At 64.0% G+C, this 25,105-nt stretch carries 21 protein-coding genes; 17 read left to right on the top strand and 4 right to left on the bottom strand.

What is annotated here, in order from left to right; genetic code table 11:
- Positions 1 to 146: 146 nt before the first annotated feature.
- Together purL and ACZ6YA_RS06650 are read left to right on the top strand one after the other, a co-directional pair.
- On the top strand, positions 147 to 4,046 hold the full coding sequence (gene purL, locus ACZ6YA_RS06645) for a phosphoribosylformylglycinamidine synthase (RefSeq protein WP_465896345.1): 3,900 nt from the start codon (positions 147 to 149) through the stop codon (positions 4,044 to 4,046).
- Between the two features lie 4 nt (positions 4,047 to 4,050).
- Positions 4,051 to 4,362 (top strand): NGG1p interacting factor NIF3, encoded by a 312-nt coding sequence (locus tag ACZ6YA_RS06650; RefSeq protein WP_465896346.1) that lies wholly within the window; start codon positions 4,051 to 4,053, stop codon positions 4,360 to 4,362.
- A gap of 102 nt (positions 4,363 to 4,464) precedes the next feature.
- Here the strand turns inward: ACZ6YA_RS06650 and tatC are convergent, their stop codons facing one another.
- The 3 genes from tatC to tatA are packed head-to-tail and all read right to left on the bottom strand — an operon-like array spanning position 4,465 to position 5,725.
- Positions 4,465 to 5,226: a twin-arginine translocase subunit TatC gene (gene tatC, locus ACZ6YA_RS06655; RefSeq protein WP_465896347.1), complete on the bottom strand. Its 762-nt coding sequence runs from the start codon at positions 5,224 to 5,226 to the stop codon at positions 4,465 to 4,467.
- On the bottom strand, positions 5,223 to 5,495 hold the full coding sequence (gene tatB, locus ACZ6YA_RS06660) for a Sec-independent protein translocase protein TatB (protein ID WP_465896348.1): 273 nt from the start codon (positions 5,493 to 5,495) through the stop codon (positions 5,223 to 5,225). Before tatB ends, tatC begins: the two co-directional genes overlap by 4 nt.
- Positions 5,495 to 5,725, bottom strand: a complete 231-nt coding sequence (gene tatA, locus ACZ6YA_RS06665) for a twin-arginine translocase TatA/TatE family subunit (protein ID WP_465896349.1) — start codon at positions 5,723 to 5,725, stop codon at positions 5,495 to 5,497. Before tatA ends, tatB begins: the two co-directional genes overlap by 1 nt.
- A gap of 146 nt (positions 5,726 to 5,871) precedes the next feature.
- Here tatA and gspK point away from each other — a divergent pair, with 146 nt between their 5' ends.
- Complete coding sequence (gene gspK, locus ACZ6YA_RS06670; protein ID WP_465896350.1) at positions 5,872 to 6,837, top strand: type II secretion system minor pseudopilin GspK; 966 nt, start codon at positions 5,872 to 5,874, stop codon at positions 6,835 to 6,837.
- Positions 6,838 to 6,978: 141 nt separating this feature from the next.
- On the opposite strand, the gene ACZ6YA_RS06675 is transcribed toward gspK, so the two are convergent.
- Entirely contained in the window at positions 6,979 to 9,054 is a 2,076-nt protein-coding gene (locus ACZ6YA_RS06675) for a PhoX family protein (RefSeq protein WP_465896351.1), read from the bottom strand.
- A 225-nt stretch (positions 9,055 to 9,279) separates the two neighbouring features.
- Between ACZ6YA_RS06675 and ACZ6YA_RS06680 the strand changes: the two genes are divergently transcribed.
- From ACZ6YA_RS06680 to ACZ6YA_RS06745, 14 genes are all read left to right on the top strand, one after another.
- On the top strand, positions 9,280 to 10,920 hold the full coding sequence (locus tag ACZ6YA_RS06680) for a bifunctional UDP-sugar hydrolase/5'-nucleotidase (RefSeq protein ID WP_465896352.1): 1,641 nt from the start codon (positions 9,280 to 9,282) through the stop codon (positions 10,918 to 10,920).
- Positions 10,917 to 11,342 carry a pilus assembly protein PilZ gene (locus tag ACZ6YA_RS06685; protein ID WP_465896353.1) on the top strand — a complete coding sequence of 142 codons (426 nt, stop codon included), beginning with the start codon at positions 10,917 to 10,919 and terminating at the stop codon, positions 11,340 to 11,342. Before ACZ6YA_RS06680 ends, ACZ6YA_RS06685 begins: the two co-directional genes overlap by 4 nt.
- A gap of 21 nt (positions 11,343 to 11,363) precedes the next feature.
- Positions 11,364 to 13,298, top strand: coding sequence for a type II secretion system secretin GspD (gene gspD, locus ACZ6YA_RS06690; RefSeq protein ID WP_465896457.1), 1,935 nt, complete (start codon positions 11,364 to 11,366; stop codon positions 13,296 to 13,298).
- Complete coding sequence (locus tag ACZ6YA_RS06695; RefSeq protein ID WP_465896354.1) at positions 13,298 to 14,746, top strand: GspE/PulE family protein; 1,449 nt, start codon at positions 13,298 to 13,300, stop codon at positions 14,744 to 14,746. Before gspD ends, ACZ6YA_RS06695 begins: the two co-directional genes overlap by 1 nt.
- 3 nt (positions 14,747 to 14,749) lie before the next feature.
- Positions 14,750 to 15,952: a type II secretion system inner membrane protein GspF gene (gspF, locus tag ACZ6YA_RS06700; RefSeq protein ID WP_465896355.1), complete on the top strand. Its 1,203-nt coding sequence runs from the start codon at positions 14,750 to 14,752 to the stop codon at positions 15,950 to 15,952.
- A gap of 18 nt (positions 15,953 to 15,970) precedes the next feature.
- On the top strand, positions 15,971 to 16,405 hold the full coding sequence (gene gspG, locus ACZ6YA_RS06705; RefSeq protein ID WP_400802845.1) for a type II secretion system major pseudopilin GspG: 435 nt from the start codon (positions 15,971 to 15,973) through the stop codon (positions 16,403 to 16,405).
- A gap of 3 nt (positions 16,406 to 16,408) precedes the next feature.
- Entirely contained in the window at positions 16,409 to 16,846 is a 438-nt protein-coding gene (gene gspH / locus ACZ6YA_RS06710; RefSeq protein WP_465896356.1) for a type II secretion system minor pseudopilin GspH, read from the top strand.
- Positions 16,843 to 17,211 carry a type II secretion system protein GspI gene (locus ACZ6YA_RS06715; protein WP_465896357.1) on the top strand — a complete coding sequence of 123 codons (369 nt, stop codon included), beginning with the start codon at positions 16,843 to 16,845 and terminating at the stop codon, positions 17,209 to 17,211. Before gspH ends, ACZ6YA_RS06715 begins: the two co-directional genes overlap by 4 nt.
- Positions 17,208 to 17,798 carry a type II secretion system protein gene (locus ACZ6YA_RS06720; protein ID WP_465896358.1) on the top strand — a complete coding sequence of 197 codons (591 nt, stop codon included), beginning with the start codon at positions 17,208 to 17,210 and terminating at the stop codon, positions 17,796 to 17,798. The genes ACZ6YA_RS06715 and ACZ6YA_RS06720 overlap by 4 nt, the downstream gene beginning before the upstream one ends.
- The gene (locus tag ACZ6YA_RS06725) at positions 17,795 to 18,883 is read left to right on the top strand and encodes a GspL/Epsl periplasmic domain-containing protein (RefSeq protein WP_465896359.1); all 1,089 of its coding nucleotides are present in this window, start codon (positions 17,795 to 17,797) and stop codon (positions 18,881 to 18,883) included. Before ACZ6YA_RS06720 ends, ACZ6YA_RS06725 begins: the two co-directional genes overlap by 4 nt.
- Positions 18,880 to 19,266 (top strand): type II secretion system protein GspM, encoded by a 387-nt coding sequence (gene gspM, locus ACZ6YA_RS06730; protein ID WP_465896360.1) that lies wholly within the window; start codon positions 18,880 to 18,882, stop codon positions 19,264 to 19,266. The genes ACZ6YA_RS06725 and gspM overlap by 4 nt, the downstream gene beginning before the upstream one ends.
- Complete coding sequence (locus ACZ6YA_RS06735) at positions 19,263 to 19,922, top strand: hypothetical protein (RefSeq protein WP_465896361.1); 660 nt, start codon at positions 19,263 to 19,265, stop codon at positions 19,920 to 19,922. Before gspM ends, ACZ6YA_RS06735 begins: the two co-directional genes overlap by 4 nt.
- A 320-nt stretch (positions 19,923 to 20,242) precedes the next feature.
- On the top strand, positions 20,243 to 24,445 hold the full coding sequence (locus ACZ6YA_RS06740; RefSeq protein WP_465896362.1) for an RHS repeat-associated core domain-containing protein: 4,203 nt from the start codon (positions 20,243 to 20,245) through the stop codon (positions 24,443 to 24,445).
- A gap of 12 nt (positions 24,446 to 24,457) precedes the next feature.
- Positions 24,458 to 24,976, top strand: a complete 519-nt coding sequence (locus ACZ6YA_RS06745; protein ID WP_465896363.1) for an SMI1/KNR4 family protein — start codon at positions 24,458 to 24,460, stop codon at positions 24,974 to 24,976.
- Positions 24,977 to 25,105 lie beyond the last annotated feature (129 nt).

The following is a 25,105-nucleotide window of genomic DNA, read 5'->3' on the forward strand; positions in this document are numbered from 1 at the left end:
CAGCTAAAGCCCGGCACCGGTTTTTTTGACCCTGAAGTCCGGTTCCGCCGCCCGGCAGCATTGGCTTCTGGCGGGTGCCGAAAGCCGTTGAATTAGGCTAGAATGCACGGCCTCTAAGCACACCCCTTCCTGAGGCTGTCCCGACGATGTTGATCCTGCGCGGCGCTCCTGCCCTTTCTGCCTTTCGCCACGGTAAATTACTCGAGCAACTGAGCCAGAAAGTCCCCGCTGTTACTGGTTTGTATGCCGAATTTGCCCACTTCGCCGATGTCGACGGCGAGCTGACCGCCGACCAGCAGCAGGTGCTGGGCCGTCTGCTCAAGTACGGCCCGAGCGTGCCGGTGCAGGAGCCGACCGGCCGCCTGTTCCTGGTCGTGCCGCGCCTGGGCACTATTTCGCCCTGGGCATCCAAGGCCAGCGACATCGCCCACAACTGCGGCCTGCAGTCGATCCAGCGCCTTGAGCGTGGCATCGCCTACTACGTCGCCGGTGCGCTGAGCGATGCCGACGCTGCCGTTGTTGCGGCCGAACTGCACGACCGCATGACCCAGCGCGTGCTGGCCCAGCTGGAGCAGGCATCCGACCTGTTCAGCCACGCCCAGCCCAAACCGATGACCTCGGTCGACATCCTGGCCGGTGGCCGCGACGCCCTGGCCAAGGCCAACATCGACCTGGGCCTGGCGCTGGCCGAAGACGAGATCGACTACCTGGTCAACGCGTTCCAGGGCCTCAAACGCAACCCGAACGACATCGAGCTGATGATGTTCGCCCAGGCCAACTCCGAGCACTGCCGCCACAAGATCTTCAACGCCAGTTGGGATATCGATGGCGAGGAGCAGGAAAAAAGCCTGTTCGGCATGATCAAGAACACCTACCAGATGCACAGCGAAGGCGTACTGTCCGCATACAAGGACAACGCCTCGGTGATCGTCGGCTCGGTGGCCGGTCGCTTCTTCCCGAACCCTGAAACCCGCCAGTACGGTGCGGTGCAGGAGCCGGTGCATATCCTGATGAAGGTCGAGACGCACAACCACCCGACCGCCATCGCCCCGTTCTCCGGCGCCTCTACCGGCTCCGGTGGCGAAATCCGCGACGAAGGTGCTACCGGCCGTGGCGCCAAACCAAAAGCTGGCCTGACCGGTTTCACCGTTTCCAACCTGCGTATTCCGGGCTTCGAGCAGCCATGGGAGAAGGACTACGGCAAGCCGGAGCGTATTGTCGACGCCCTCGACATCATGATCGAAGGCCCGCTGGGCGGCGCTGCGTTCAACAACGAATTCGGTCGTCCGGCACTGACCGGTTACTTCCGTACCTTCGAGCAGTCGATCAACACCCCCCACGGCGAAGAAGTGCGCGGCTACCACAAGCCGATCATGCTCGCTGGCGGCATGGGCAACATCCGTGAAGACCACGTGCAGAAGGCCGAGATCACCGTTGGCGCCAAGCTGATCGTGCTCGGTGGCCCGGCCATGCTGATCGGCCTGGGCGGCGGCGCCGCTTCGTCGGTCGCCACCGGTGCCAGCTCCGCCGACCTGGACTTCGCCTCGGTGCAGCGCGAAAACCCGGAAATGGAGCGCCGTTGCCAGGAGGTCATCGACCGTTGCTGGCAGCTGGGCGACGCCAACCCGATCGCCTTCATCCACGACGTGGGCGCCGGCGGCATTTCCAACGCCTTCCCCGAGCTGGTCAACGACGGTGGTCGCGGCGGCCGTTTCGAGCTGCGCAACGTGCCCAACGACGAGCCGGGCATGGCCCCGCACGAAATCTGGAGCAACGAATCCCAGGAGCGTTACGTGCTGGCCGTCAGCGCGGTCGACTTCGAGCGCTTCCAGGCCATCTGCGAACGCGAGCGCTGCCCGTTCGCCGTGGTCGGTGAAGCGACTGAAGAGCCGCATCTGACCGTAAGCGACAGCCACTTCGGCAACACCCCGGTGGACATGCCGCTCGACGTGCTGCTGGGCAAGCCGCCACGCATGCACCGTTCGGTCAGCCGTGAAGCCGAGCTGGGCGATGACTTCGATCCGAGCGAGCTGGACCTGGATAACGCCGTACAGCGCGTGCTGAACCACCCGGCCGTGGCCAGCAAGAGCTTCCTGATCACCATCGGCGACCGCACCATCACCGGCCTGGTCGCTCGCGACCAGATGGTCGGCCCGTGGCAGGTTCCGGTGGCCGACTGCGCCGTGACCGCCACCAGCTTCGACGTCTACACCGGTGAAGCCATGGCCATGGGCGAGCGTACACCGCTGGCCCTGCTGGATGCTCCGGCCTCCGGGCGCATGGCGATCGGCGAGACACTAACCAACCTGGCCGCCGCGCAGATCGAGAAACTGTCCGACATCAAACTGTCGGCCAACTGGATGTCCGCTGCCGGCCACCCAGGTGAAGACGCCCGCCTGTACGACACCGTCAAGGCCGTCGGCATGGAGCTGTGCCCGGAGCTGGGCATTACCATTCCGGTCGGCAAAGACTCGATGTCGATGAAGACCAAGTGGAGCGAAGAGGGCGTCGAGAAGAGCGTTACTTCGCCGATGTCGCTGATCATCACCGGCTTCGCTCCAGTCACCGACATCCGCAACACCCTGACCCCGCAACTGCGCATGGACAAGGGCGAAACCGACCTGATCCTGATCGACCTGGGCCGCGGCAAGAACCGCATGGGCGCCTCGATCCTGGCCCAGACCCACGGCAAGATCGCTGCCCAGGCGCCGGACGTCGACGACGCCGAAGACCTCAAGGCCTTCTTCGCCGTGATCCAGGGCCTGAACGCCGATGGCCACCTGCTGGCCTACCACGACCGTTCCGACGGCGGCCTGCTGACCACCGTAGTGGAAATGGCCTTCGCTGGCCATTGCGGCCTCGACCTGCAACTCGACCCGCTGACCGACAACCGCAAGGACGTGCCGGCCATTCTCTTCAATGAAGAGCTGGGTGCGGTCATCCAGGTTCGCCAGGATGCCACCCCGGACGTGCTGGCGCAGTTCAGCGCCGCCGGCTTGGGCGAGGGTTGCGTGGCGGTGATCGGCAAACCGGTCAACAACGCTGAAGTGTCCATCAGCCTGAACGGCGAAGTGCTGTTCGACGACGACCGTCGCATGCTGCAACGCCAGTGGGCCGAAACCAGCTACCAGGTCCAGCGCCTGCGTGACAACGCCGACTGCGCCGACCAGGAATTCGACGCGTTGCTCGAAGAAGACAACCCGGGCCTGTCGGTCAAGGTCGGCTTCGACGTCAACGAAGACATCGCCGCGCCTTACATCAAGAAAGGCGTGCGTCCGCAAGTGGCGATCCTGCGCGAGCAAGGCGTCAACGGCCAGGTCGAGATGGCTGCTGCCTTCGACCGCGCCGGCTTCGCCGCCATCGACGTGCACATGAGCGATATCCTCGCCGGCCGTGTCGACTTCGAAGCCTTCAAAGGCCTGGTCGCCTGCGGTGGCTTCTCCTACGGTGACGTGCTGGGTGCCGGTGAAGGCTGGGCCAAGTCGGCGCTGTTCAACGCCCGTGCCCGCGATGCCTTCCAGGCCTTCTTCGAGCGTACCGACAGCTTCGCCCTGGGCGTGTGCAATGGTTGCCAGATGATGTCCAACTTGCACGAGCTGATCCCGGGCACCGAGTACTGGCCGCACTTCGTGCGCAACCGCTCGGAGCAGTTCGAAGCGCGCGTGGCCATGGTCGAGGTGCAGAAGTCCAACTCGATCTTCCTGCAGGGCATGGCCGGTTCGCGCATGCCAATCGCCATTGCCCACGGCGAAGGCCATGCCGAGTTCGCCAGCGAAGAGGCACTGCTGGAAGCCGACCTGTCCGGTTGCGTGGCCCTGCGCTACGTCGACAACCACGGCAAGGTCACCGAAGCCTACCCGGCCAACCCGAACGGCTCGCCGCGTGGTATCACCGGCCTGACCAGCCGCGACGGCCGCGTAACCATCATGATGCCGCACCCTGAGCGTGTGTTCCGCGCCGTGCAGAACTCCTGGCGCCCGGATGAGTGGCAGGAAGACGCCGCGCTGATGCGTATGTTCCGTAATGCGCGCGTCTGGGTGAACTAAGAGGGTGTACAAGCTCGCCTTCTTCGTCCCGGCCAGCCACGTCGACGTGGTCAAGGCCGCCGTGTTCGCCGCCGGTGGCGGACGTATCGGCGACTATGACCACTGCGCCTGGCAAACCCTCGGCCAGGGCCAGTTTCGCCCGTTGGACGGCAGCCAGCCGTTCCTTGGGCAAACCGGCCAGGTCGAGGTGGTCGAGGAGTGGAAGGTGGAGCTGGTGGTGGCTGACGACCTGATCGCTCAGGTCGTCGCTGCGCTCAAGCAGAGCCATCCCTACGAGACGCCGGCCTATGAAGTCTGGCGTCTCGCCGAATTCTAGACCGCATCAGCTTCTTCGCGGGCAAGCCCGCTCCCACAGGTACTGCGCTGATCTTCAATGCAGCGCGGTACTTGTGGGAGCGGGCTTGCCCGCGAAAGGGCCCTAAGATTCAGCCACCCTCTCGTTGACTTGCTCAGGCCGCTTCAGCCAGCAGCAAGCCAATAACCCCACCTCGAACAAAATCCACATCGGCACCGCTAGCATCGTCTGCGAAAACACATCCGGCGGCGTCAGAATCATCCCCACCACAAAGCACCCGACGATCACGTAGGGCCTGCTACGCCGTAACGTGGCCACGTCAGCCAACCCTACCCAGACAACGATGAAGGTCGCCACCGGGATCTCGAACGCCAGGCCGAACGCCAGGAACAGCGCCAGGATGAAGTCCAGGTACTGGCTGATGTCGGTCATCATTGCCACGCCATCCGGTGTCACGCTGGCAAAAAAGCCGAACATCATCGGGAACACCAGGTAGAACGCGAAGGCCATGCCGGCGTAGAACAACACGATGCTCGACATCAGCAACGGCAGGGCAATCCGTCGCTCGCGGCGATACAGGCCTGGGGCGAGGAAGCCCCAGGCCTGATGCAGCAGCAGCGGCATGGCCACGAACAGCGCGCACATCGCGGTCAGTTTGAAAGGCGTGAGAAACGGCGAGGTGACGCTGGTGGCGATCATGCTGGCGCCTTCCGGGAGGAAGCGGCGCAGCGGTTCGGAGATCAGCGTGTAGAGCTGCTGGGCGAAGGGAAACAGCCCCGCGAAGACCACCGCGATCAGCAGCAGGCAACGCACCAGGCGCTTGCGCAGGTCGCGCAAGTGATCGGTCAGAGGCATGCGTGCAGCAGGGTCCAGGGCAATGCTCATGGGGTGCTCTCCCGAGTCAGGTTGACCGGTTCTGCCTCAAGGCTGATGCCCTGGCGGATTTCCTGTTCAAGGCGTTGGAGGGGCGCGCTGTCGAGAGTGGGCATGTCGATCTCGCGTTCCATTTGTGCGCGTAAACCGTGCATCGCCCGACGCGCCTGGCCCAGGCCCCGGCCCAGGGTGCGCGCAGCCACCGGCAGGCGCTCCGGGCCGAGGACCAGCAGGGCGACGATGCCCACCAGCAGCAGCTCGCTGAAACCTACCTCGAACATCAGGCCTGCCGATCCGCTTGAGTCTGTGGCGCCGCTTGGCTGGTCAACGGTGGCTGCTGCACGTGGGGCGCGGGCGGTGTATTGGCTTCGCCTTCGCCGCCCATGGATTTGCGAAAGCCCTGGATCGCCTCGCCGACGTCACTGCCCAGGCCCTTGAGGCGCTTGGTGCCAAACAACAGAAAAACGATCAGCAGTACGATCACCAGTTGCCAGATGCCGATGCCACCCATTCCGACTACTCCTGTAAGGTCATGAAAAGAAAGGCCAATCCTGCCTCATGTAGATGACGCGAACATGAATGCAAGGCGATTGCCATCGAACTGCAACAACCCGCGTGTTGACTGGCGCCTCGATCAATCGCAAGGGTGGTTGCAGGATGGGCGGCAAGCGACAGCAGGGCGCGGCACTGCTGATGGTGATGGTGGTGCTGGCGATGCTCGCAGCGGGCATGGCCTGGCTGGTAGAGGATGGACGGCGGCAGGTCGATGAGGTGCAGTTGTTGCGCCAAAGGGTGCAGGTGCGCGCCATGGAGCAGGCTGGCCTAGCCTACGCCGAGCAAGCCTTGCGCGACCCTGCCTGGCGCCTCAGTCCGTTGTTCTGGCAGGCATTGCGCGGCCAGCCGTTGACCTACGATTTTGGTGCAGGCCAGGCGCAACTGCGGGTGCGCGATCAGCACAGCTGCTTCAACGTCAATGCGCTGCTGGGTGCCGATGGCGAACGTGCCGAGCGCCAGCTCAGGCACTTGCTGGGCGACGACATGGCGGCTGAACGCCTGGTCGACGCCTTGGCCGACTGGCTCGACAGCGACAGCGATGCCCGCCTGCAGGGTGCCGAAAGCAACCAGTACCTGCGCCAGCAACCGCCGCGCCTGGCGGCCAACCAGCCGATGCTCGAAACCAGTGAACTGAACCTGCTGTTGGAGCCGGATGCCTCGCGCCAACGCCGCTATCCGATGCTGTGTGCCTTGCCGCAGACCACCGGCTGGCGCCTTAACGCCAATGCCCTGGGTCTGGAGCATCTGCCGTTGCTAGATGCGCTGTATGAAGGACGTTACTCGCGCTCGCTGCTGAGCCGGATCATCAGTGGCCGGCCGGCGTCGGGGTATGAGGATGCGGCGGCGTTGCGTCAGGCATTGGGTGCGGTAGATGACGAGACGTTCGAGCGGTTGAGCGAAGGGTTGCTGCTCAACAGTGGGCATTTTTTGTTGCAGCTGTCGTTCGAAGAGCAGGGGCGGACGTTGCGCAGCGAGTTTCAGGTGGAGGCGCTGGGGGTGGTGCAGTGGCATGCGCGGGTGTCGGCGCAGCAGGTGAGGGTGAAGAGTCGCGAGCCGATGCTCTGGTGAACCATACCGGCCTCTTCGCGGGGCAAGCCCGCTCCCAAAGGTGTCTCACTGATCTCAAGAACAGTGGGGTACCTGTGGGAGCGGGCTTGCCCCGCGAAGAGGCCGATACAGTCAGCACAAGGCTAACTGACCGGCTATCAATCAAGCAGTCCCGATCTCGCCGCCATCGTCCCGCTGAATCACCACGGTCGAGGCCCGCGGCCGCACCGAAGCACCTGCCGGGGTCGCATCAGTGGCCTTGTCCGTATACGGCCAGTTCTCTGGATGCTGGATATTCACGAACATCGACTTGTTGTCCGGACTGAACGCGATCCCGGTCACCTCGCAACCATTCGGCCCGACGAAGAAGCGGCGCAGGTCCACCTGGTTCTGCGCGTTGATCGGCACCTGCTTGCCAGTGCCATCCACCAGATCGGTCGGAATCACCGCCAGCAGTTGGTCGTTGGTGTAGTCGGTAAGGGTAGTCTCGCCGTTGTCGGTCTCGAACCACAACACGCCACGGCTATCGAAGCTCATGCCGTCGGGGCTGGCGAACTGGTTGAGTTCGGTCAGGCCCGAACGGTTGATGTCCGCCGTGCCCGCGGCGTTGGCGCCGAACACGAAGATGTCCCAGGTGAAGCTCAGCTGGTCGTCGCTGTCGTGCCAGCGGATGATATGGCCGTGGCGGTTCGGGCCACGCGGGTTGGCCGCGTCGACCTTTTCTGGGGTGCGTGCGCTGTTGTTGGTCAGGGTCAGGTAGACATCGCCATTGAGCGGGTTGACGGCCGTCCACTCTGGGCGGTCCATCGGCGTTGCGCCTACGGCATCGCCTGCACCCCGGGTGTTGAGGATGATGCCCGGCAAGTCACCGTAGAGCGCGCCGAGGGTGCTGCCGGCCTTGGTCGGAGTGGCCACGTCGAGCAACAACCACACGCCGGTGCCGTCGGCATTGAAGCGGGCCACGTAGAGCTTGCCCTGGTCCATGTACTTGGCACCGGTGGCCAGGCGGTCAGCGGGGCTGGCGTCGGCGGCATCCCACACGGCAGTGGAGACGAACTTGTACAGGTACTCGTTGTTGGAGTCGTCACCCATGTACCACACCAGCGGCTTGCCAGCCACCGGCAGGCCCGGGCAGCAGCCTTCGTGGCGGAAACGGCCGAGCGCTGTGCGCTTGGTGGCCAGGGTGCTGCTGTTGTAGGGGTCGATCTCGACGATGTAGCCATAGGTGCTGGCTTCGTTGCGGTAGTCGTCGGTGGCGCTGGCGCCTTTGACGGTCACGTCGAAGCGGGCGAATTCGTCGCTCACTTCGGTGCTGTCACCGGCGGCGCTCTCCCACTTGTACTGGCCGCTGGAGGTGCCGACACCGATGCGGCGCTGGTCTTCCGGGCGGGTGCCCTTGTTGACGAAGATGCCTGGCCAGTTCTCTTCGCAGGTCAGGTAGGTGCCCCACGGCGTGTAGCCGTTGCCGCAGTTGTTGTTGGTACCGCGGCAGTGAGTCCCGGCCGCCGAGTACTTGGTCTTGACGTGGTCTGTGCCGCGCAGCGGGCCGGTGATTTCCATGCGCGAGGCGGTGGTGAAGCGGCGGTTGAGCGGGTCGTTGTCGACCACCTGCCAGCGCCCGTTGAGCTTCTGCAGGCGCACCACGCCAGCACCGTGGGCGTTGATTTCCTTGCGCACTTCCTCGGCCGGGCGCTTGCCACTGACGTCCGTGGTCGGGCCGTTGGGGTGCAGGGCGGCGGCATCGATGTATTCGAAGTTGATCGCCAGCAGGCCGTCTTCGGAACTGCCATTGATGGGGAAGAAGTGCATGCCGTCATGGTGCATGCCCATGGCGTTGGCCTGGTCGGTCGAGGTGTTGCTGCCGTCCGACTTCCACGGGTTGCCGTTGCTGTTGAGCGGCGTGCCCCAAGGCGCCAGCACATAGGCGCTGTAGCCGGCGGCGACCACGCAGGCGTCGGTGCGCGAACCCGGGATGGACTGGAAGCCCAGGGCCATTTTCGGCTCCGGCTCGGTCACCGGTGGCTCGGTCACGGGCGGTTCGGTGACCGGGTCGTCGTTGTCGGAACCGCCACCACTGTCGAAGCAGCCGGTCAGGCCGGTACCGGCAATCATGGCGATCGCGGCACCGAGGCTGCCTCGCATGACGCTGCGACGGCTCAGGTACGCGTCCATGACGCTGGCCATCGGCAGGTTGCCGCTCAGGTTGCGGTCCAGGTTATCGCCGGATTCTCGACTCATCAGGGTGTCCTTATAGTTGGCTGAGTTGAAAGAAACCGCGACTTTAGAGCCCTAGTGTGATGATTCCTTGGCAGAAATATTTCCAGGGCTTTAAAACTGTAAGTTCTTACTACTACGCAAGACAGATCAATTTGGAATGGCTGACTGATTTCTGCCATCAAACTGTCATACCAACGCCGCAACATCCGGGGCCCAAAGAGAACTCGGATAAGGATGGCGGGCCCGATGGCAAGCAGTGTGAACAGGCGCGAAGTGATCAGCTGGATGGGTGTCGGTGCGCTGGCACCGTTGCTCGGCGCCTGTTCTGCCTTCCCCAGCCAGAGTCGGGGTAACGCAAGCCTGGACCTGCTGTACGTGGCCGACACCCTCGATGCACGGCAGCCCGGCCTTCCCGTGGTGCCGGCGACGCGCCTGGGCCCGGTCAGCCACTTGGGCCGGGCACCGTGGATGACCGGGGCCAGCGCCAGTGGGGCGTACCCGCAACTAGCTCCCTTGCTGGATGCCAACCAGGCAACCACGGTGCAACTGGGTGGCTATGCCGTGCTGGCAGCCCTGCTTGAGCAATTGCGCGGTGAGGCGGGGGCAGGCAACAGCCTGACACTGGAGAATGGCCAGGGTTGGAATGGCAGCGGCCTGGCTTACCTGACCCAGGGCGAGAGCGGGGTGCAAGGCAGCCAACTGCTGGGCAGTGACGCGCGGGTCAGCAGCGATGAACGCGTGCTCTGGCCGCAACGTAGCACGGGGCTGTACCGTCAGGCCTCTGCAGTCACCCTCGGTGCCGGGCTTGCTGACGAACAACGTAAAACCCTTGGGCTGGAGCCCCTGCAAATTTTCGAACGGGGCGGCGCGCGTATCGCCGTGGTCGGGGTCACCGACCCGTATGCCCAGGACCAGAAGGCTTCCCTCAAACAGTGGTACCAAGCGTTATTGCCCACGTTCGAACAGGCGCGTCGCGAAGCGGACCTGGTGGTGGCACTGGCCGATGTCGGCACTGGGCCGGGACTGTGGCTGGCTGAGCGTGTGCCGCAGATCGACGTACTGCTCTGCGCCCGTGGCCAGGACCTGTGGCCGACACCCGTGCAGGCGACTCAGGTCAGCGGCCGCCGCGTCCCGGTGTTGTTCGCTGGCTGTCGTGGCAGCGGCGCCTTTCGTCTGCGTTGCCAGCAAGTGGCGGGGCAATGGAAATTCGATGGGCGTTTCTTTCCGGCCTTGGCTCAACAACTCTCACCCGCCGCGCAGTTGCGCGCCAGCCAGTTGCACGCCGAGTTGCGCCAGCAACGCGCCGGCCATGCAGCGTGGCTCGACCAGCCGCTGGCTCGTGCCCCGCAGGCGCTCTGGCGCCGCGACACGCGTGGCGGCAGCTGGGACCGCCTGCTGCATCAGGCCCTGGCCGGTGACAACAGCACGCCGGTGCTGCTACCCGGCTTGCGCTACGACTACCCCCTTGCCGCCGGTGAGGCGATCACCCGCGAACACCTGATCAGCCTTACCGGCAGCTACCCGGCACCGGTGGTCGAGGCGCCGGCCCGGCAGGTCGAGCAGGTGCTGGAAAACGCCGCCGAGCAATTGTTCGGCGACCCCCTGCTGCTGGACAACAGCCAGGACTTGCCGCGCTGGCAGGGCCAGGCCTGGCACGTCAGCTACAGCCCGCAAGGCAAACGCATCACTGGGCTGGAGCCGGTACAGGGGCAATGCCGCACCTTCGGCCTGCACTTCGAGGCACAGGCCGGTGAGCCGCTGTGGCAGCGAGTCGAGGCCTGGCTCGGACGGCAGCAAGCGGGCTGGCAACTGGCGGCCCTGCAGCTGCCCGAAGTGCGCTACGTGCAAGGTCACCCGGGCTGGCATCCACGCCAGGTAATGTCGTGAACCTGGCCTCGCGCCTCTTCACCGGTGGCCTGCTGACCCTGGCCGGCTGGCTGGCCGCGCAATGTGTGCTGCAACTGGGGCGCCAGCCGCAACCGGCCAGCCCTCCTGCCGTTGCCGACACGCCGCTGCCAGGATTGTTGGTCGGCCATTGGCAGGCCCAGGCCGACGACGGTGCCATCGCGCTGACTCGCTTGCCCTTGCAGTACCTCGGCGGGCTCAAGGCCCATCCCCTGTCGGCCAGCGTGGTGGTGCTGCGCTTCGGCCAGCAGGTGCGCACCCTCGGCCGTGGCCAGCGCCTGGCACCGGGGATCGTGTTGCAGGACATCGACGCCGATGGCCTGATTTTCGACAACCAGGGGCGGCGCGAACGCCTGCCCTGGCCGCCACGCCCCGCCGTGACCGGCTTCAAGCGGCAAGGATGAACGATGCTGGTGAAATATTGCGTGGCCGCCGCCTTGAGCCTGGCGCTTACCCTGGCCTGGGCCGAAGAGCCGGAAACCTTTGCTGACGACGGTACGCCGCTGTACGAGGTGAACTTCGTCGACACTGAACTGGGCGAATTCATCGACAGCGTGTCGCGTATCACCGGCACCACCTTCATCGTCGACCCGCGGGTCAAGGGCAAGGTCACCGTACGTACCGTCGATCGCCACGATGCCGATGCGATCTACGACATTTTCCTCGCTCAGCTACGCGCCCAGGGCTTTGCAACGGTCGACCTGCCCAACGGCAGCGTGAAGATCGTCCCCGATCAGGCTGCGCGGCTGGAGCCGGTGCCGGTCGAACCCGCCGGCAAGAAAAGCGCAGGCAGTGATGGCGTGGCCACCCGGGTGTTCAATGTGCGCAACGCCGCCAGCGAACAGATGCTCGGCATTCTCAAACCGTTGATCGACCCCCGCGTCGGCGTGATCACGCCTTATCCAGCGGCCAATCTGCTGGTGGTCACCGACTGGCGCAGCAACCTCGAACGCATCGACAGCCTGTTGCGCCAGCTCGACCAGGTCAGCGACGAGCCGCTGCAGGTCATGCCACTGCGCCACGCCAGCGCCGCCGATACCGCGCAGCTGCTGACCCGCCTGCTGGCCCGCGAGCAGGGCGCCGACAGCACCCAGGTGGTCGCCGACCCGCGCAGCAATGCCTTGCTGGTGCGGGGTAGCACCGACCGGGTCAGGACGCTGTTGCGCCAGCTCGACCAGCCCAGCGAAAACCGCCAAAGCAGCAACACCCAGGTGATCTACCTGCGCCATGCCAATGCCGGCGAGGTGGTCAAGGTGCTGCGCGGCCTGAGCCAGGAAGGTGCCGCGCCCAGCGAAGCTACGGGCGAAGGTGAGGGCAAGGAGCAACCGCTGATGGCAGCCGCCAGTGATTCGGGCATCCGCCTGGAATATGAAGAAGGTACCAATGCCGTGGTCATGGTCGGGCCCGACAGCGAACTGGCCGCCTACCGCTCTATCGTCGAGCAGCTGGACATCCGCCGCGCCCAGGTGGTGGTCGAGGCGATCATTGCCGAAGTGTCCGACAGCAGCGCCCAGGAGCTCGGCGTGCAGTGGCTGTTCGCCGACGAAAAGTTCGGCGCCGGCATCGTCAACTTCGGCAGCAACGGGGTGAACATTGCCAACATCGCCGGCGCCGCTGCCAGTGGCGACAACGAAGCGCTTGGCGACCTGCTCTCGGCCACTACGGGCGCTACCGCCGGCATCGGCCATTTCGGCGGCGGTTTCAACTTTGCCATGCTGGTCAACGCCCTGAAGGGCAAGAGCGGCTTCAACCTGCTGTCCACGCCCACGCTGCTGACCCTGGACAACGCCGAGGCGTCGATTCTGGTCGGCCAGGAAGTGCCCTTCGTCACCGGCTCCGTAACGCAGAACAACGCCAACCCGTACCAGACCATCGAGCGCAAGGAAGTCGGGGTCAAGCTGCGCATCAAGCCACAGATCAACATCGACAACAGTGTGCGCCTGGACATCGTCCAGGAAGTCTCGTCGATCGCCGACTCCAGCGCCGCCAGCGACGTGATCACCAACAAACGCGAGATCAAGACCAAGGTCATGGTCGAGGACAACGGCCTGGTGATCCTCGGCGGGCTGATCAGCGACGAGCTGAGCACCAGCGATCAGCGCGTGCCATTGCTGGGCGATATCCCGTACCTGGGCCGGCTGTTCCGCTCCGACGCCAGCAAGAACACCAAGCAGAACCTGATGGTCTTCATCCGCCCGCGCATCCTGCGTGACGGGCCGAGCCTGGCCGGCTTGAGCGAAGACAAGTACCGCACCCTGCAACAGACCACACCGCTGCAGTTGCCGGATCTTGCCCAGGACGCCCAGCTGCTGCGGGTGTTCCCGGCCAGCCGCGCGCGCCTTGAAGGCGGTGACTGGTGATGCTGCCGTATCGCCTGGCGCGCCAGGCCGGCCTGGCCATGGCCCCGGAGGAGGCGGGCTGGCAGTTGTGGCTGCGCCACGATGCCGACAGCGATCAACTGCAGGAACTGCTGCGTGTGCACGGTCAGCCCGTGGCGCTGAATTACCTGGAGCCGGCGGCCTTCGATGAGCGCCTTGGCCAGCTGTACCAGGCCGGCGATGCCGCTACCGCAGCGCTGATCGAAGGCATTGGCGAGCAGGTCGACCTCGACAGCCTGATGAGCGAAATGCCGCGCATCGAAGACCTGCTCGAAAGCGATGACGAAGCCCCGGTGATCCGCTTGATCAACGGCCTGTTCGGCCAGGCCTTGCGCCTGCGTGCCTCGGACATTCATATCGAGACCTTCGAGCAGAGCCTGGTGGTGCGCCTGCGGGTCGACGGCCACCTGCGCGAGGTGCTGCGCCCGCCGCGGGCGCTGTCGGCGATGCTGGTGTCGCGGATCAAGGTCATGGCGCGCCTGGACATCGCTGAAAAGCGCCAGCCCCAGGACGGCCGCATCACCTTGCGGGCCGCCGGGCGTGAAGTGGACGTGCGTGTCTCGACCTTGCCCGGCATCCACGGCGAACGCGTGGTGATGCGCGTGCTCGACAAGCAGGCCAGCTTGCTGGCACTGGGCAACCTGGGCATGCCCGGCGCTGTGCTGCAGGGCCTGCGCAGTTGCCTGGCGCGGCCCAACGGCATCGTGCTGTCGACCGGCCCGACCGGCTCGGGCAAGACCACCACGCTGTACGCCAGCCTCAACAGCCTCAACGACGGCAGCCGCAACATCCTTACCGTCGAAGACCCGGTGGAATACGCCATTGCCGGCATCGGCCAGACCGCCATCAACCCGCGTGCCGGGCTGACCTTCGCCAGTGGCCTGCGCGCCATCCTGCGCCAGGACCCGGACGTGATCATGCTCGGCGAAATCCGCGACCAGGAAACTGCGCAGATCGCCGTGCAGGCCAGCCTCACCGGCCATCTGGTGTTGTCGACACTGCACACCAACAGCGCGGTGGGCGCAGTCACCCGCCTGCGCGACATGGGCATCGAGCCGTTTCTGATCGCCTCGTGCCTGCGCGGCGTGCTGGCCCAGCGCCTGGTGCGACGCCTGTGCCGCTGCGCGGTGGCTCAGCCGCTGCAACCAGCCGAACGCGCCCTGTGGCCGGAGCTGGCGGCGCTGGGCAGCAGCCATCACCCGGTTGGCTGCGAGCAGTGCCAGGGCAGCGGCTATGTCGGCCGGCTGGGCCTCTACGAATTCATCGAGCTCGACGCTGGTCTGATCGCCTTGCTGTACGACGGCGCCAGCGAGCTGGCGATGCAGGACTACCTGGCCGAGCGCCGCCAGAGCCTGGTGGCGATGGCCAGCGACTGCCTCGCCCGCGGCGAGACCAGCCTGGCCGAAGTGCTGCGCGTGGTCGAGGGCTGAGCCATGCCGACCTTTCGCTACCAGGCCGTCGACCTTGCCGGCAAGACTCACAAAGCCAGCCTGCAGGCGGATACGGAACGCCACGCACGCCAGCTGCTGCGCGAGCAGGGCCTGTTTGCCCGGCAGTTGCAGCGTGATGCCGGTGGCACCCGGCAACCGCGCCGGCAGCGCCTGAGCCGTGCCCAGCTGTGTGAGCTGACCCGCCAGCTGGCGACCCTGACCGGAGCCGGCATTCCGCTGGTCGATGCCCTCGCCACCCTCGAACGTCAGTTGCGCCAGCCGGCTCTGCACACAGTGCTGGTGGCGCTGCGGGGTTCGCTTGCCGAAGGCCTGGGGCTTGCCCGCAGCCTGGCCCGCCAGGGCGCGCCGTTCACCGGTTTGTATTGCGCGCTGGTCGAGGCCGGCGAGCGCTCCGGACGCCTGGCACAGGTGCTGACACGCCTGGCCGATCACCTTGAGCAGGTGCAGCGCCAGCAGCACAAAGCACGTACTGCCTTGATCTATCCCTGCGTGCTGATGGGCGTGTCGCTGGCCGTGGTGATCGGCCTGATGACCTTCGTCGTGCCCAAGCTCACCGAACAATTTGCCCATGCCGGGCAGAGCCTGCCGCTGATCACATCGTTGCTTATTGGCCTCAGCCAGGGCTTGGTGCACGCCGGCCCCTGGCTGATGGGGCTGGCGATCCTCAGCACGCTGCTGGGCAGCTGGCTGCTGCGTAAACCGCACTGGTGCTTGCGCCGCGATGACCTGCTGTTGCGCCTGCCGCGCATCGGCGCTTTGTTGCAGGTGTTGGAGAGCGCCCGCCTGGCGCGCAGCCTGGCGATCCTCACCAGCAGTGGCGTGGCCCTGCTCGAAGCCCTGCAAGTGGCCACCGAAACCGTCGGCAACCGCCGCATTCGCCTGGCCATGGAACAGGTACGCCAGCAGGTGCAGGGCGGCACCAGCCTGCACCGGGCGCTGGATGCCTGCCAACAGTTTCCACCGCTGCTGGTGAACATGGTCGGCAGCGGCGAAGCCAGCGGCACCCTGGCCGACATGCTCGAACGCGTCGCCGATGACCAGGAGCGCGGCTTTGCCCGCCAGGTGGACACCGCCATGGCGCTTTTCGAACCCCTGATGATCCTGGTGATGGGCGCCGTGGTGCTGTTCATCGTGCTGGCGGTGCTGCTGCCGATCATGCAACTCAACCAGGGCCTGCAACTGTAGATGACAAGGAGTATCCCCATGCAGCATCGACGCAACCGCCAGCGCGGCTTCACCCTCATGGAAATCATGGTGGTGATCTTCATCATCGGCCTGCTGATCGCCGTGGTCGCCCCCAGCGTGCTCGGCAACCAGGACAAGGCCATGAAGCAGAAAGTCATGGCCGACCTGGCCACGCTGGAGCAGGCGCTGGACATGTACCGCCTGGACAACCTGCGGTTCCCCAGCAATGAACAGGGTCTGGCCGCGCTGGTGAAGAAACCGGCCCAGGAACCGCTGCCGCGTTCGTGGCGCAGCGACGGTTATGTGCGCCGCCTGCCGGAAGACCCGTGGGGCACGCCATACCAGTACCGCATGCCGGGTGAGCATGGCCGGGTCGATGTCTATTCGCTGGGCGCCGACGGTGTGCCGGGTGGCGAAGGGCAGGATGCCGACCTGGGCAATTGGGCGCTGTAATCGATGCCTGGCCAGCGGGGTTTCAGCCTGATCGAGTTGTTGGTGGTGCTGGCCATTGCCGGGCTCATGACTGGGCTTGCTGTCGCTTGGCTCGACAGCGGCAAAGCCAGTGTCGATCAGGCATTGCAGCGCTTGGCCGCGCACGTTCATACGCAAGCTGCGCTGGCGCGGCACGCCGGGCAGTTGCGCGGATTGCGCTGGACCGGCCAGCGCCCTGAGTTCGTGCGCCGTGAACGCGAAGGTTGGGTGGTCGAAGCAGTCAGCCTGGGTGATTGGCCCAAGGGCTTGCGCCCGGACTGGCCGGCCAGTGCTCAGCCACGCTTGCTGTTCACGCCGCAGGGTTGGGCCCAACCAGGCACCGTGCAGTGGCGTTGGGCCGAGGGTAGCCAGCGTTGGGACTGGAGCCGCGACGGCCAATTGCGCACGGCATTGTCGCCATGAAGCGCCGGCAGCATGGCTTCACTTTGCTGGAAGTGACCGTGGCCCTGGCGATTGCCGCCGTGCTGGCAGTGATCACCAGCCAGGTCTTGCGCCAGCGTCTGGCGGTGCAGGCCAGCGTGCAGCAACACCGCCTCGGCGTGCTCTGTGCCCGCGAACTGCAGGCGCGTTTTTCCGTCGAGCAGTACTGGCCGGCCAGCAACCAGGCCGATGGCGTGCTGAACCAGGGCGGCCAGGCCTGCCACTGGCAGCTGCAACTGCGCCGCACAGGTGTGCGCAACCTGCGCCGCGGCGAGATGCAGCTGTACGCCGACCGCGATCAGCGCCTGCCACTAGGCCAGTACACGGTCTTTCTGGAGCGACCATGAAGCAGCGGCAAGCGGGCTTGACCCTGATCGAACTGATGGTGGCCATGGCGCTCACTGCCTTGCTGGGGGTGATGCTCGCCGCCCTGGTCAATGGCTGGCTCAAGGTCCGAGAACGGTTGCAGGTGACCCGGCAGGAAACCGGCGTGCTGGAATTTTGCCTGGCACTGGAGCGGCGCTTCGACAGCCCGGTGCTGCGACGGGTGTACGAACAACGCTTGCCCCTGGCCAGCCGCTGGCTCGACTGGCAAGCCGACCGTCAACAATTGTTGTGGGTGGCGGCCGCTGCCGTGCCTGAAGCCGAAGGCGGCTCGCGATTGCAGCGCCAACGCCTGCGTTTCGATGCTCGTGATCAACGCCTGCTGCTGGAGACTTCAGCAGACCTGTATGCCGCCAGTGAACCGCGTTGGCTTTTACGTGAGCAACTGCAGCATGTCACTGCGTTCAACGTCCTATATCACCAGGGCGGCCGCTGGCTGCCCTGGCCTTCCGATCAACCCGCGCATCCCGGCCGTGGCGTGCGCGTGCAACTGCAGCGTGATGGAGCACCCTATGACTGCACCTTCATCCTCCCGTGGGGGCGTTCATGAAGCTTGATTGGCGCCGACGCACGCCGGCCCAGCCCTGGTTGCTGCTGCGACCGGGTGAAATCTGGGACTGGCTGCTGGTCGTAAAGGGTATCGCGCAGCGTGAAGGGCAGGGCGAGCCACCGGCGAACCCGCAGGCACGGGTAGCGTTGATCATTCCCGGCGAGCGCTGCAGCCAGTTTCAACTGGCCGCCCCGCCCGGGCTCAAGCGTGATGATTGGCCGCTGCTCTTGGAAGATCACTTGCTGCAGGGCGCGGACGAGGTGCAATGCGCCTACCTCTCTCGCCAGGCAGGGCAGTTGCGCCTGTTGGCAGTCGACCGCCGGCATCTGGAAGGCTGGCGTGGGCAATGTACCGAGTGGGGGCTGCAGATCGAACGCTGCTGGGCCGAGTTCCAGCTGTTGCCCAAGCCTGAGGTGGGCACGGCCCTGCAATGGCGGCGGTCGTCGGGTCTTTGCTTGTATCAGGGAATGACGGCAGAGGGACGTGAGCACTGGCTGGCCTGGCCTGAAGCGCTAGGTGATCCGCCGCAGCAGCCCTGGCACGGACTGAGCAGAGCAACGTTGACCGGTCGCTGGCCTACCACGCTGGCGCCGCTGGACAAGCTGCCAAGCCTGTTCGGACGCTCGCGTCAGGTGCGCTCGCTACCCGCTGTGCCGGCATCGCAACGGCGCCTGATGGCCGCCTGCCTGGTACTGGCCGTGGTGTGGGGCGGTTTGTGGCTCAGCCAGCAGTGGCGCCAGGTACAAACCTGGCGTGGGCAAGTGCTGGCAGTAACCGGCGCCCAGGCCAGCCCACGGCAGGCGGCGCAAGCGCTGAAACGCCTGCGCGAAAGCGAATTGCAACAGCAACTGCGCGTGCGCCAGCTCGAAGACCTGCAGGCACGCTTGCAAGCCTGGCTGCAAGACCATCCCGGCTGGCGCCTGCAAGCGGTGCGCTTCGACGGCCAGCGCTGGCACCTGCGCCTTGAAGGCGAAGGGAGCGCGCCGCCATGGCAAGAAATGGCCAGTGCCGCGGGGGCTGCGGTGCAGGTGCAAGGCGCTGCGCCGTCGACACAGGTGGTGTTCGATCTGGGAGCGGCAACATGAGCCGAAACTGGATTCAGCGCCATCGCCTGCCGCTTGCCTGGTGCCTGATCGGCGCCTTGCTGGCGTTGCTGGTACTGCGCGAAGGCTTGGGGCAGTGGCGTGAGCTTGGCCAATGGCGCGTGCTGGCAGAGCAGGCTGGCGCCCTGCATCGGGGCCCAAGTGTAAGCCTGGAGCGGTTGCGCCAATCTGCCCAGGCCAGGCAGATCGAACTCATTGATGTCGAGACGCAAGGCAGCCACTGGCAACTGCGCGGACAGGTGACCGATGAGCGTGTGCTGCAAGGCTGGATGCAAGCCTTGCAGGCGGAAGGCGTCCGGCCGCTGCAGTGGGGCCTGGAACAGGATGCCAAGGGCCTGCGTTTCGATCTGGTGGTGCAACCATGAGGCGCCGGTGGTGGTTGTGGGTCGGGCTGGTCTTCTGCCTGACCTTGCTGGTGGAGCTGCCGGCCGCCTGGGTGGCACGCGTTGCTGGCCTGCCGATGCACGACGTCAGTGGCAGCCTGTGGCACGGCCAGGCCCGCCAGTTCGGGGTTGTCGGCCCCCTGCGCTGGACGCTGCAGCCCTGGCGTCTGCAGGCCAATGCGCAGCTGGGTTTCCAAGGGCAGGGCTGGCAGTTGCGCGCCGAGGGTTGGCCAGGGCGCTGGCAGCTCGACGCTACCGCGCTGGGTAGCCAGCCGACGGTGCTCACCGACTTCCGGCTGGCCGGGCAATGGCAGGGGGCGCTGCGCCTGCATGGCGCGGGGCGCCAATGTCGAGGTAGCCAAGGGCGGGTAGGCGTAACCGACCTGGCCTTGAGCGAACCGTGGTCGCTGGGGTTGGGACAGGGCTGGATCGAGGTGGATTGCAGTGCTGGCTGGCACCTTCGCGGGCAACTGGCGCAGCAGGGCGAACATGGACTCAAGCTGGATGCCGACCTGCTGGCTCATCGGGCAACGGTCGCACTCGATTTGCAACCGGACGCCGGCCTGACTGCATTGTTGCGGGGCATGCAGTGGTTGGGGCCGCAGGCGCTGTCTGGCCGCAAGGAGATCAACTGGTAGCGATCGTTCCTACAGACGTTTCTGAAGTTACAAAAAAAGGCTATTCAAACGAAATGCCTACCGCTGGCTCGGGAGATCCGGTTTCTCTGGGGTGTGGCTTTCTGATATCGCCTCTGACCCGGTGTAGCACGCGCCGCACAAGGCTTGAGCTGGGTTGACAGTGCAACGCCTGTAGCTATTTACTCGGCGCCTTTCACGGATGAACACACGGCAATTGGATTGAAACGTTTACCGTGCATTTCATGGAGATGCTGATGTTGATGGATCGGCGCGACCGGGTCGCAAGCTATGCCCTATCTGGCGAACAGGAGTAACCCCTCATGTTCGAAGCAGCCAGGTTCGGCGACGAGATTTCGCACACCAGTGCACTGGGGGGCTTCCTGATCGGCGCCGCCCTGGGCATCGCACTGGTGGCTACGGTGGCCATCGCCACCTTCACCTGCGGGTTCGGCGTGGCCTTGCTCGCCGGTATGGCAGCGGGCATTGGAGGCAGCTTGCTGACCGCCGCCGGGGAGGCGATAGGCAGTATGTTCTCATCCCCCTCTGGGACGATAACCACTGCCTCACCCAACGTCTTCATCAACAGCCGCAAGGCCGCCCGGGTCGAAAAAAGCATCGGCGCCTGCGACAAACACCCCGGCCCGGTGCAGATCGCCGAAGGCTCGACCAACGTCTTCATCAACAGCGTGGCAGCGGCGCGCAAGGGCGACAAGCTGACCTGCGGCGCGACCATTTCCGGCGGTTCGGACAATGTCATCATCGGCGGCGGCACCTACCGATACCTGCCGGTGGACGACGAGATCCCGAAATGGCTGCGCACCACCGTCGACGTACTGATGGCCGTCGCTGGCGCCGCTGGCGGCATCGCCCAGCTGATCAAAGCCGGTACCCAGGCCGGTATGAAAGCCATCATGCCGTGCGCCCTCAAGTTCACTGCAGGCTTCGTCGCTGGCGAAGTCGCCAGCCGCTACGTGGTCGAACCGGTCGCCCGCCGCGCAATCGGCGGCCTGACCGGCAACCCGGTCGACCTCACCACCGGCCGTAAACTGATCCCTGACGAAATCGACTTCAGCCTCCCAGGCCTGATGCCGATCGAGTGGTCGCGCTTCTACGCCAGCGACCTCACCGTCGCCAGCGTGCTCGGCCGCGGCTGGGTGCTGCCGTGGGAACAAAGCCTGCGCCGCAGCGGCAGCTTCGTTTACCTCACCGACAACCAGGGCCGCGAAGTCCCGTTCGTCAACATTCTGCCAGGCGAGCGCATCTACAACCCGCACGAGCAGGTGTACCTGGTGTGCACCGAGGGCGGCCACTACATCCTGCAGACGCTGGACAACCTGTTCTTCTACTTCGGCGAAGTGCCGGACACCGACACCGACGTCCCACTGCAGCGCATCGAAAATGCCCTCGGCCATTTCCTGCACTTCACCCGCACCCCCGAAGGCACGCTGACCGACATCAGCGCCACCGGCGGCACCCGCGTACACCTGCACTACGACAACCCGCTGGGCCGCCTGACCGAGGTCAAGCGGGTGGTCAACCACCAGCCCGTGGAAACCCTGGCCCAGTACCGCTACGACGAACACGGCCAGCTCAGCGCCGTGGTCAACCGCAACGGCGACACCGTACGCAGCTTCAGCTACGCCGACGGCGTAATGGTCACCCACAGCAATGCCATTGGCCTGGGCTGCCACTACCGCTGGGAAACCCTCGACGGAAAACCCCGCGTGGTCGAACACTGGACCAGCGACGGCGAACACTTCCATTTCCGCTACGACTTCGCCGCGCGCACCAGCTGGGCCACCGACGTGCTCGGCCGCGAACTGGAGATTCACTACAACGAAGACCACCGCGTCATCGCCAGCCGCGACTACGGCGGCGAACGCTACGCCATCGACCTGGACGACAACGGCAACATGGTCGGCCTGGACCTGCCCGACGGCAACCGCCTGCACTTCAAGTACGACGAATTCGCCCGCCTGCTGGAAGAAACCGACCCGCTGGGCCGCACCATCGCCTACGAGTACCACCACCTGACCACCCTGGTGACCAAGGTCACCTATCCGGACGGGAGCACCTGGCAGGCGCGCTACGACGACAAGGGCAACCTGCTTGCCGAATTCGATGCCCTCGGCCAGATGACCGAATACCTCAACGGCGAAGATGGCCTGCCGCACACCATCATCGATGCGACGTACAAGTCCAAGTACCTGTGGTGGAACACCCTGGCCCAGGTCGAGCGCTATCAGGACTGCTCGGGCAAGAGCACCTACTACCGCTATGACGAGCGTCAGCACCTGGTGGCGGTGACCGATGCGCTGAAGCAGACCACCACGCTGGAGCGCAAGCCGGACGGGGAGGTGGTCAGGATCGACCATCCGGACGGCACGGCGGAGACCTTTACCTACAACGTCTACGGTCAGGTACTGACCCACACCGACGGCAAGGGCCAGACCACGCGGCTAATGCGCACCGCCCGAGGGCTACCGAGCAGCCGCCAGGATGCCAAAGGCCAGCGGGTCAGGTACGAGTACGACAAGGCCGTGCGCCTGACCGCGCTGGTCAATGAAAACAGCATGCCGTACCGCTTTGCCTACGATGCTTCGGACCGGCTGATTGAAGAAGTGCGGGTGGACAACCTGACCCGGCGCTTCACCTATAACGACGGCGGCCATCTGACCCGGCTGGATGAAATCGGCTACGGCGAAAATGGCGAACAGCCGCAACGCGAAACACTGTTCGAGCGCGACCCGATTGGCCGCCTGCTGGCCAAGCTCAACCGCGATGCCCGCCAGGAATTCGAGTACGACGAGGCAGACCGGCTGCTGAGCATTGAGCGCACACCGACCAGTGTCGGCAAGCAACTGGGCATCACGGATGAGAAGCTGAGTTACAACTATGACCTGCTGGGACGCATGACACAGGAACTCACGCCCCAAGGTGCCCTGGACTACGAATACGATCCGCTGAGCAACCTGACCACACTGACCCTGCCGGATGGGCGCAAGGTCAATCACCTGTACTACGGCAGCGGCCACCTGCACCAGCTGAACCTGGACGGCCAGGTGATCAGCGACATGGAGCGCGACGACCTACACCGCGAGGTGTACCGCACGCAGGGCAAGCTGACCAGTTGCTTTGGGTACGACGCGATGGGGCGCAAGGCGTGGCAATTTGCGTCCACTCTGCCCGCCGACAAGCTGTCGCAGGTGCATAACAACGGCATCAATACCTCGTTGCTGGTGGAGCATGCGTACAACCCGATTCACCGGCGTTACCAGTACGACCCGGCAGGGGAGTTGGTGCGCACGCTGGACAAGCTGCGTGGTGAGATCAAGTACGAATACGAAGCCAACGGCCAGTTGCACAGCCGCGATACCGGCTCGTTAGTTGGCAGCGAAGAGTTCCGCTACGATCCGGCAGCCAACCGCTTGGACTTCAATGCACGGCAGCTGGAGAAGGTCAAAGACAACCGCATCAAGCGTTGGCGGGATCAGGAGTATCGCTATGACCCGTGGGGCAACCTGATCGAGAAGCGCTCGGGGCATAGCAAGCTGCAGAGTTTTAGTTATGACTGCGAGAACCGACTAGTTCGGGCTGAGACGCTGGTGAACGGTAAGCTGGAAAGCACCGGGCAGTATCGGTATGACAGCCTGGGGCGGCGGGTAGCCAAGCAGTCGGAGATCAACGGCATCACGGAGCAGAAGCACTTCCTCTGGCAAGGGCTGCGGATGCTGCGTGAGGAGACACCGGGGCAGAGCATCCTCTATCTCTACGAGCCCGGCAGCTATGCGCCACTGGCACGGGTGGATCAGGCGGAAGGAGACGAGCAGAAGGTTTACTACTTCCATACGGACCAGATTGGGACGCCGCTGGAATTAAGTAACAGCGAAGGAGAGATTGTCTGGCAGGCGACGTATCGTTCGTGGGGCGCGATTGAGCAACTAACAGTAGATAGAGTTGAGCAAAACCTACGTTTTCAAGGGCAGTACTCAGATACAGATACGGGGCTCCATTACAATACTTTCCGATACTATGATCCTGAGTGTGGTCGGTTCAGTACACAGGATCCCATTGGCTTGTCCGGAGGTTTAAGCCTCTATCAATATGCAATAAATCCTATTGCTTGGGTTGATCCGTGGGGCTGGAGTGCAAAACCCTCACACTCTCCCGACGTGGCTAAGTGGTTGGATAAAGGCGGATCAGTTCACATGGAAGTTGAAAGTCGGACGTGGGTATACCAAGACTGGGAAGGTAACGTTGTAAGGTATCCTGAAGGGCATCCGGATTTCACTCCTTACCAACGGCAGCAAGTTGATGTTCCTGACCTAAAAGGAAATCATGGTAAGAATCCTGGGGGGGATTTCGGTAAATCAGATGCTCTTGCGCCTAAAGGGAAAGCGGATTATTCGAAAAATACTTGGCATCATCATGAAAATATGAGAACTATGCAAGAGGTTCCAAAAAATATACATAACCGATTCACGCACTCAGGTGGCGTGAAGAACATGAAATCTTCCTGTTAGAGTGGTGAGTTTATGCCGATTGTATATAAGCCTGGTCTGAAGAATTCTGAGATAAATACTGTTGAGTCTGCGTTGCAGCTTGTGCTGCCTGGTAACTATAAGGCACTCCTAGGGAGAATGAATGGTTTTTATTTAACTGATCCGGACTACGGTCAGCTAACCTTGCCAGCGATCGATGAGGGTGTCATAAGCTTTGATCGCCTCTTCGGGGTGAATCCCGATGAGGAGTGTAATGATATTATCAGTTTCAATAGTGAGTTTATTGGTGAGCTGGATTTTATAAAAGGTGTTTTAGCTATTGGTGAGGATGGCGGGGGTAATCCGTACGTGCTAGTAACTGAGTCAGGCCGGGAAGGAGTGTATTATTGGGATCGTACACACCTGCATGAGGGGGATTTAATTAATAAATTTGATATTGCTGAGCAGGGGGATTGCGGTCATCTGTATTTTGTTTCAAATGATATTGATAGCTTTTTCGATATGATTGTTGCTTCCCTCGGCGGGGGTGTGGCATTAATTGAAGAGGTTTGATGTTGCAGCTTTTAAGCGTTGATGAGGGGTGATATTTTGAGTTTGTGCTGTTTGGCCCCTCTCATTCGAAGTAAATATTTATGTTTGTTTAGGCTAACCTTGTCGTTTTGGGCGTCTAGGCGGTCGTAA

It is taken from the genome of Pseudomonas sp. NPDC090752 (assembly GCF_055584805.1).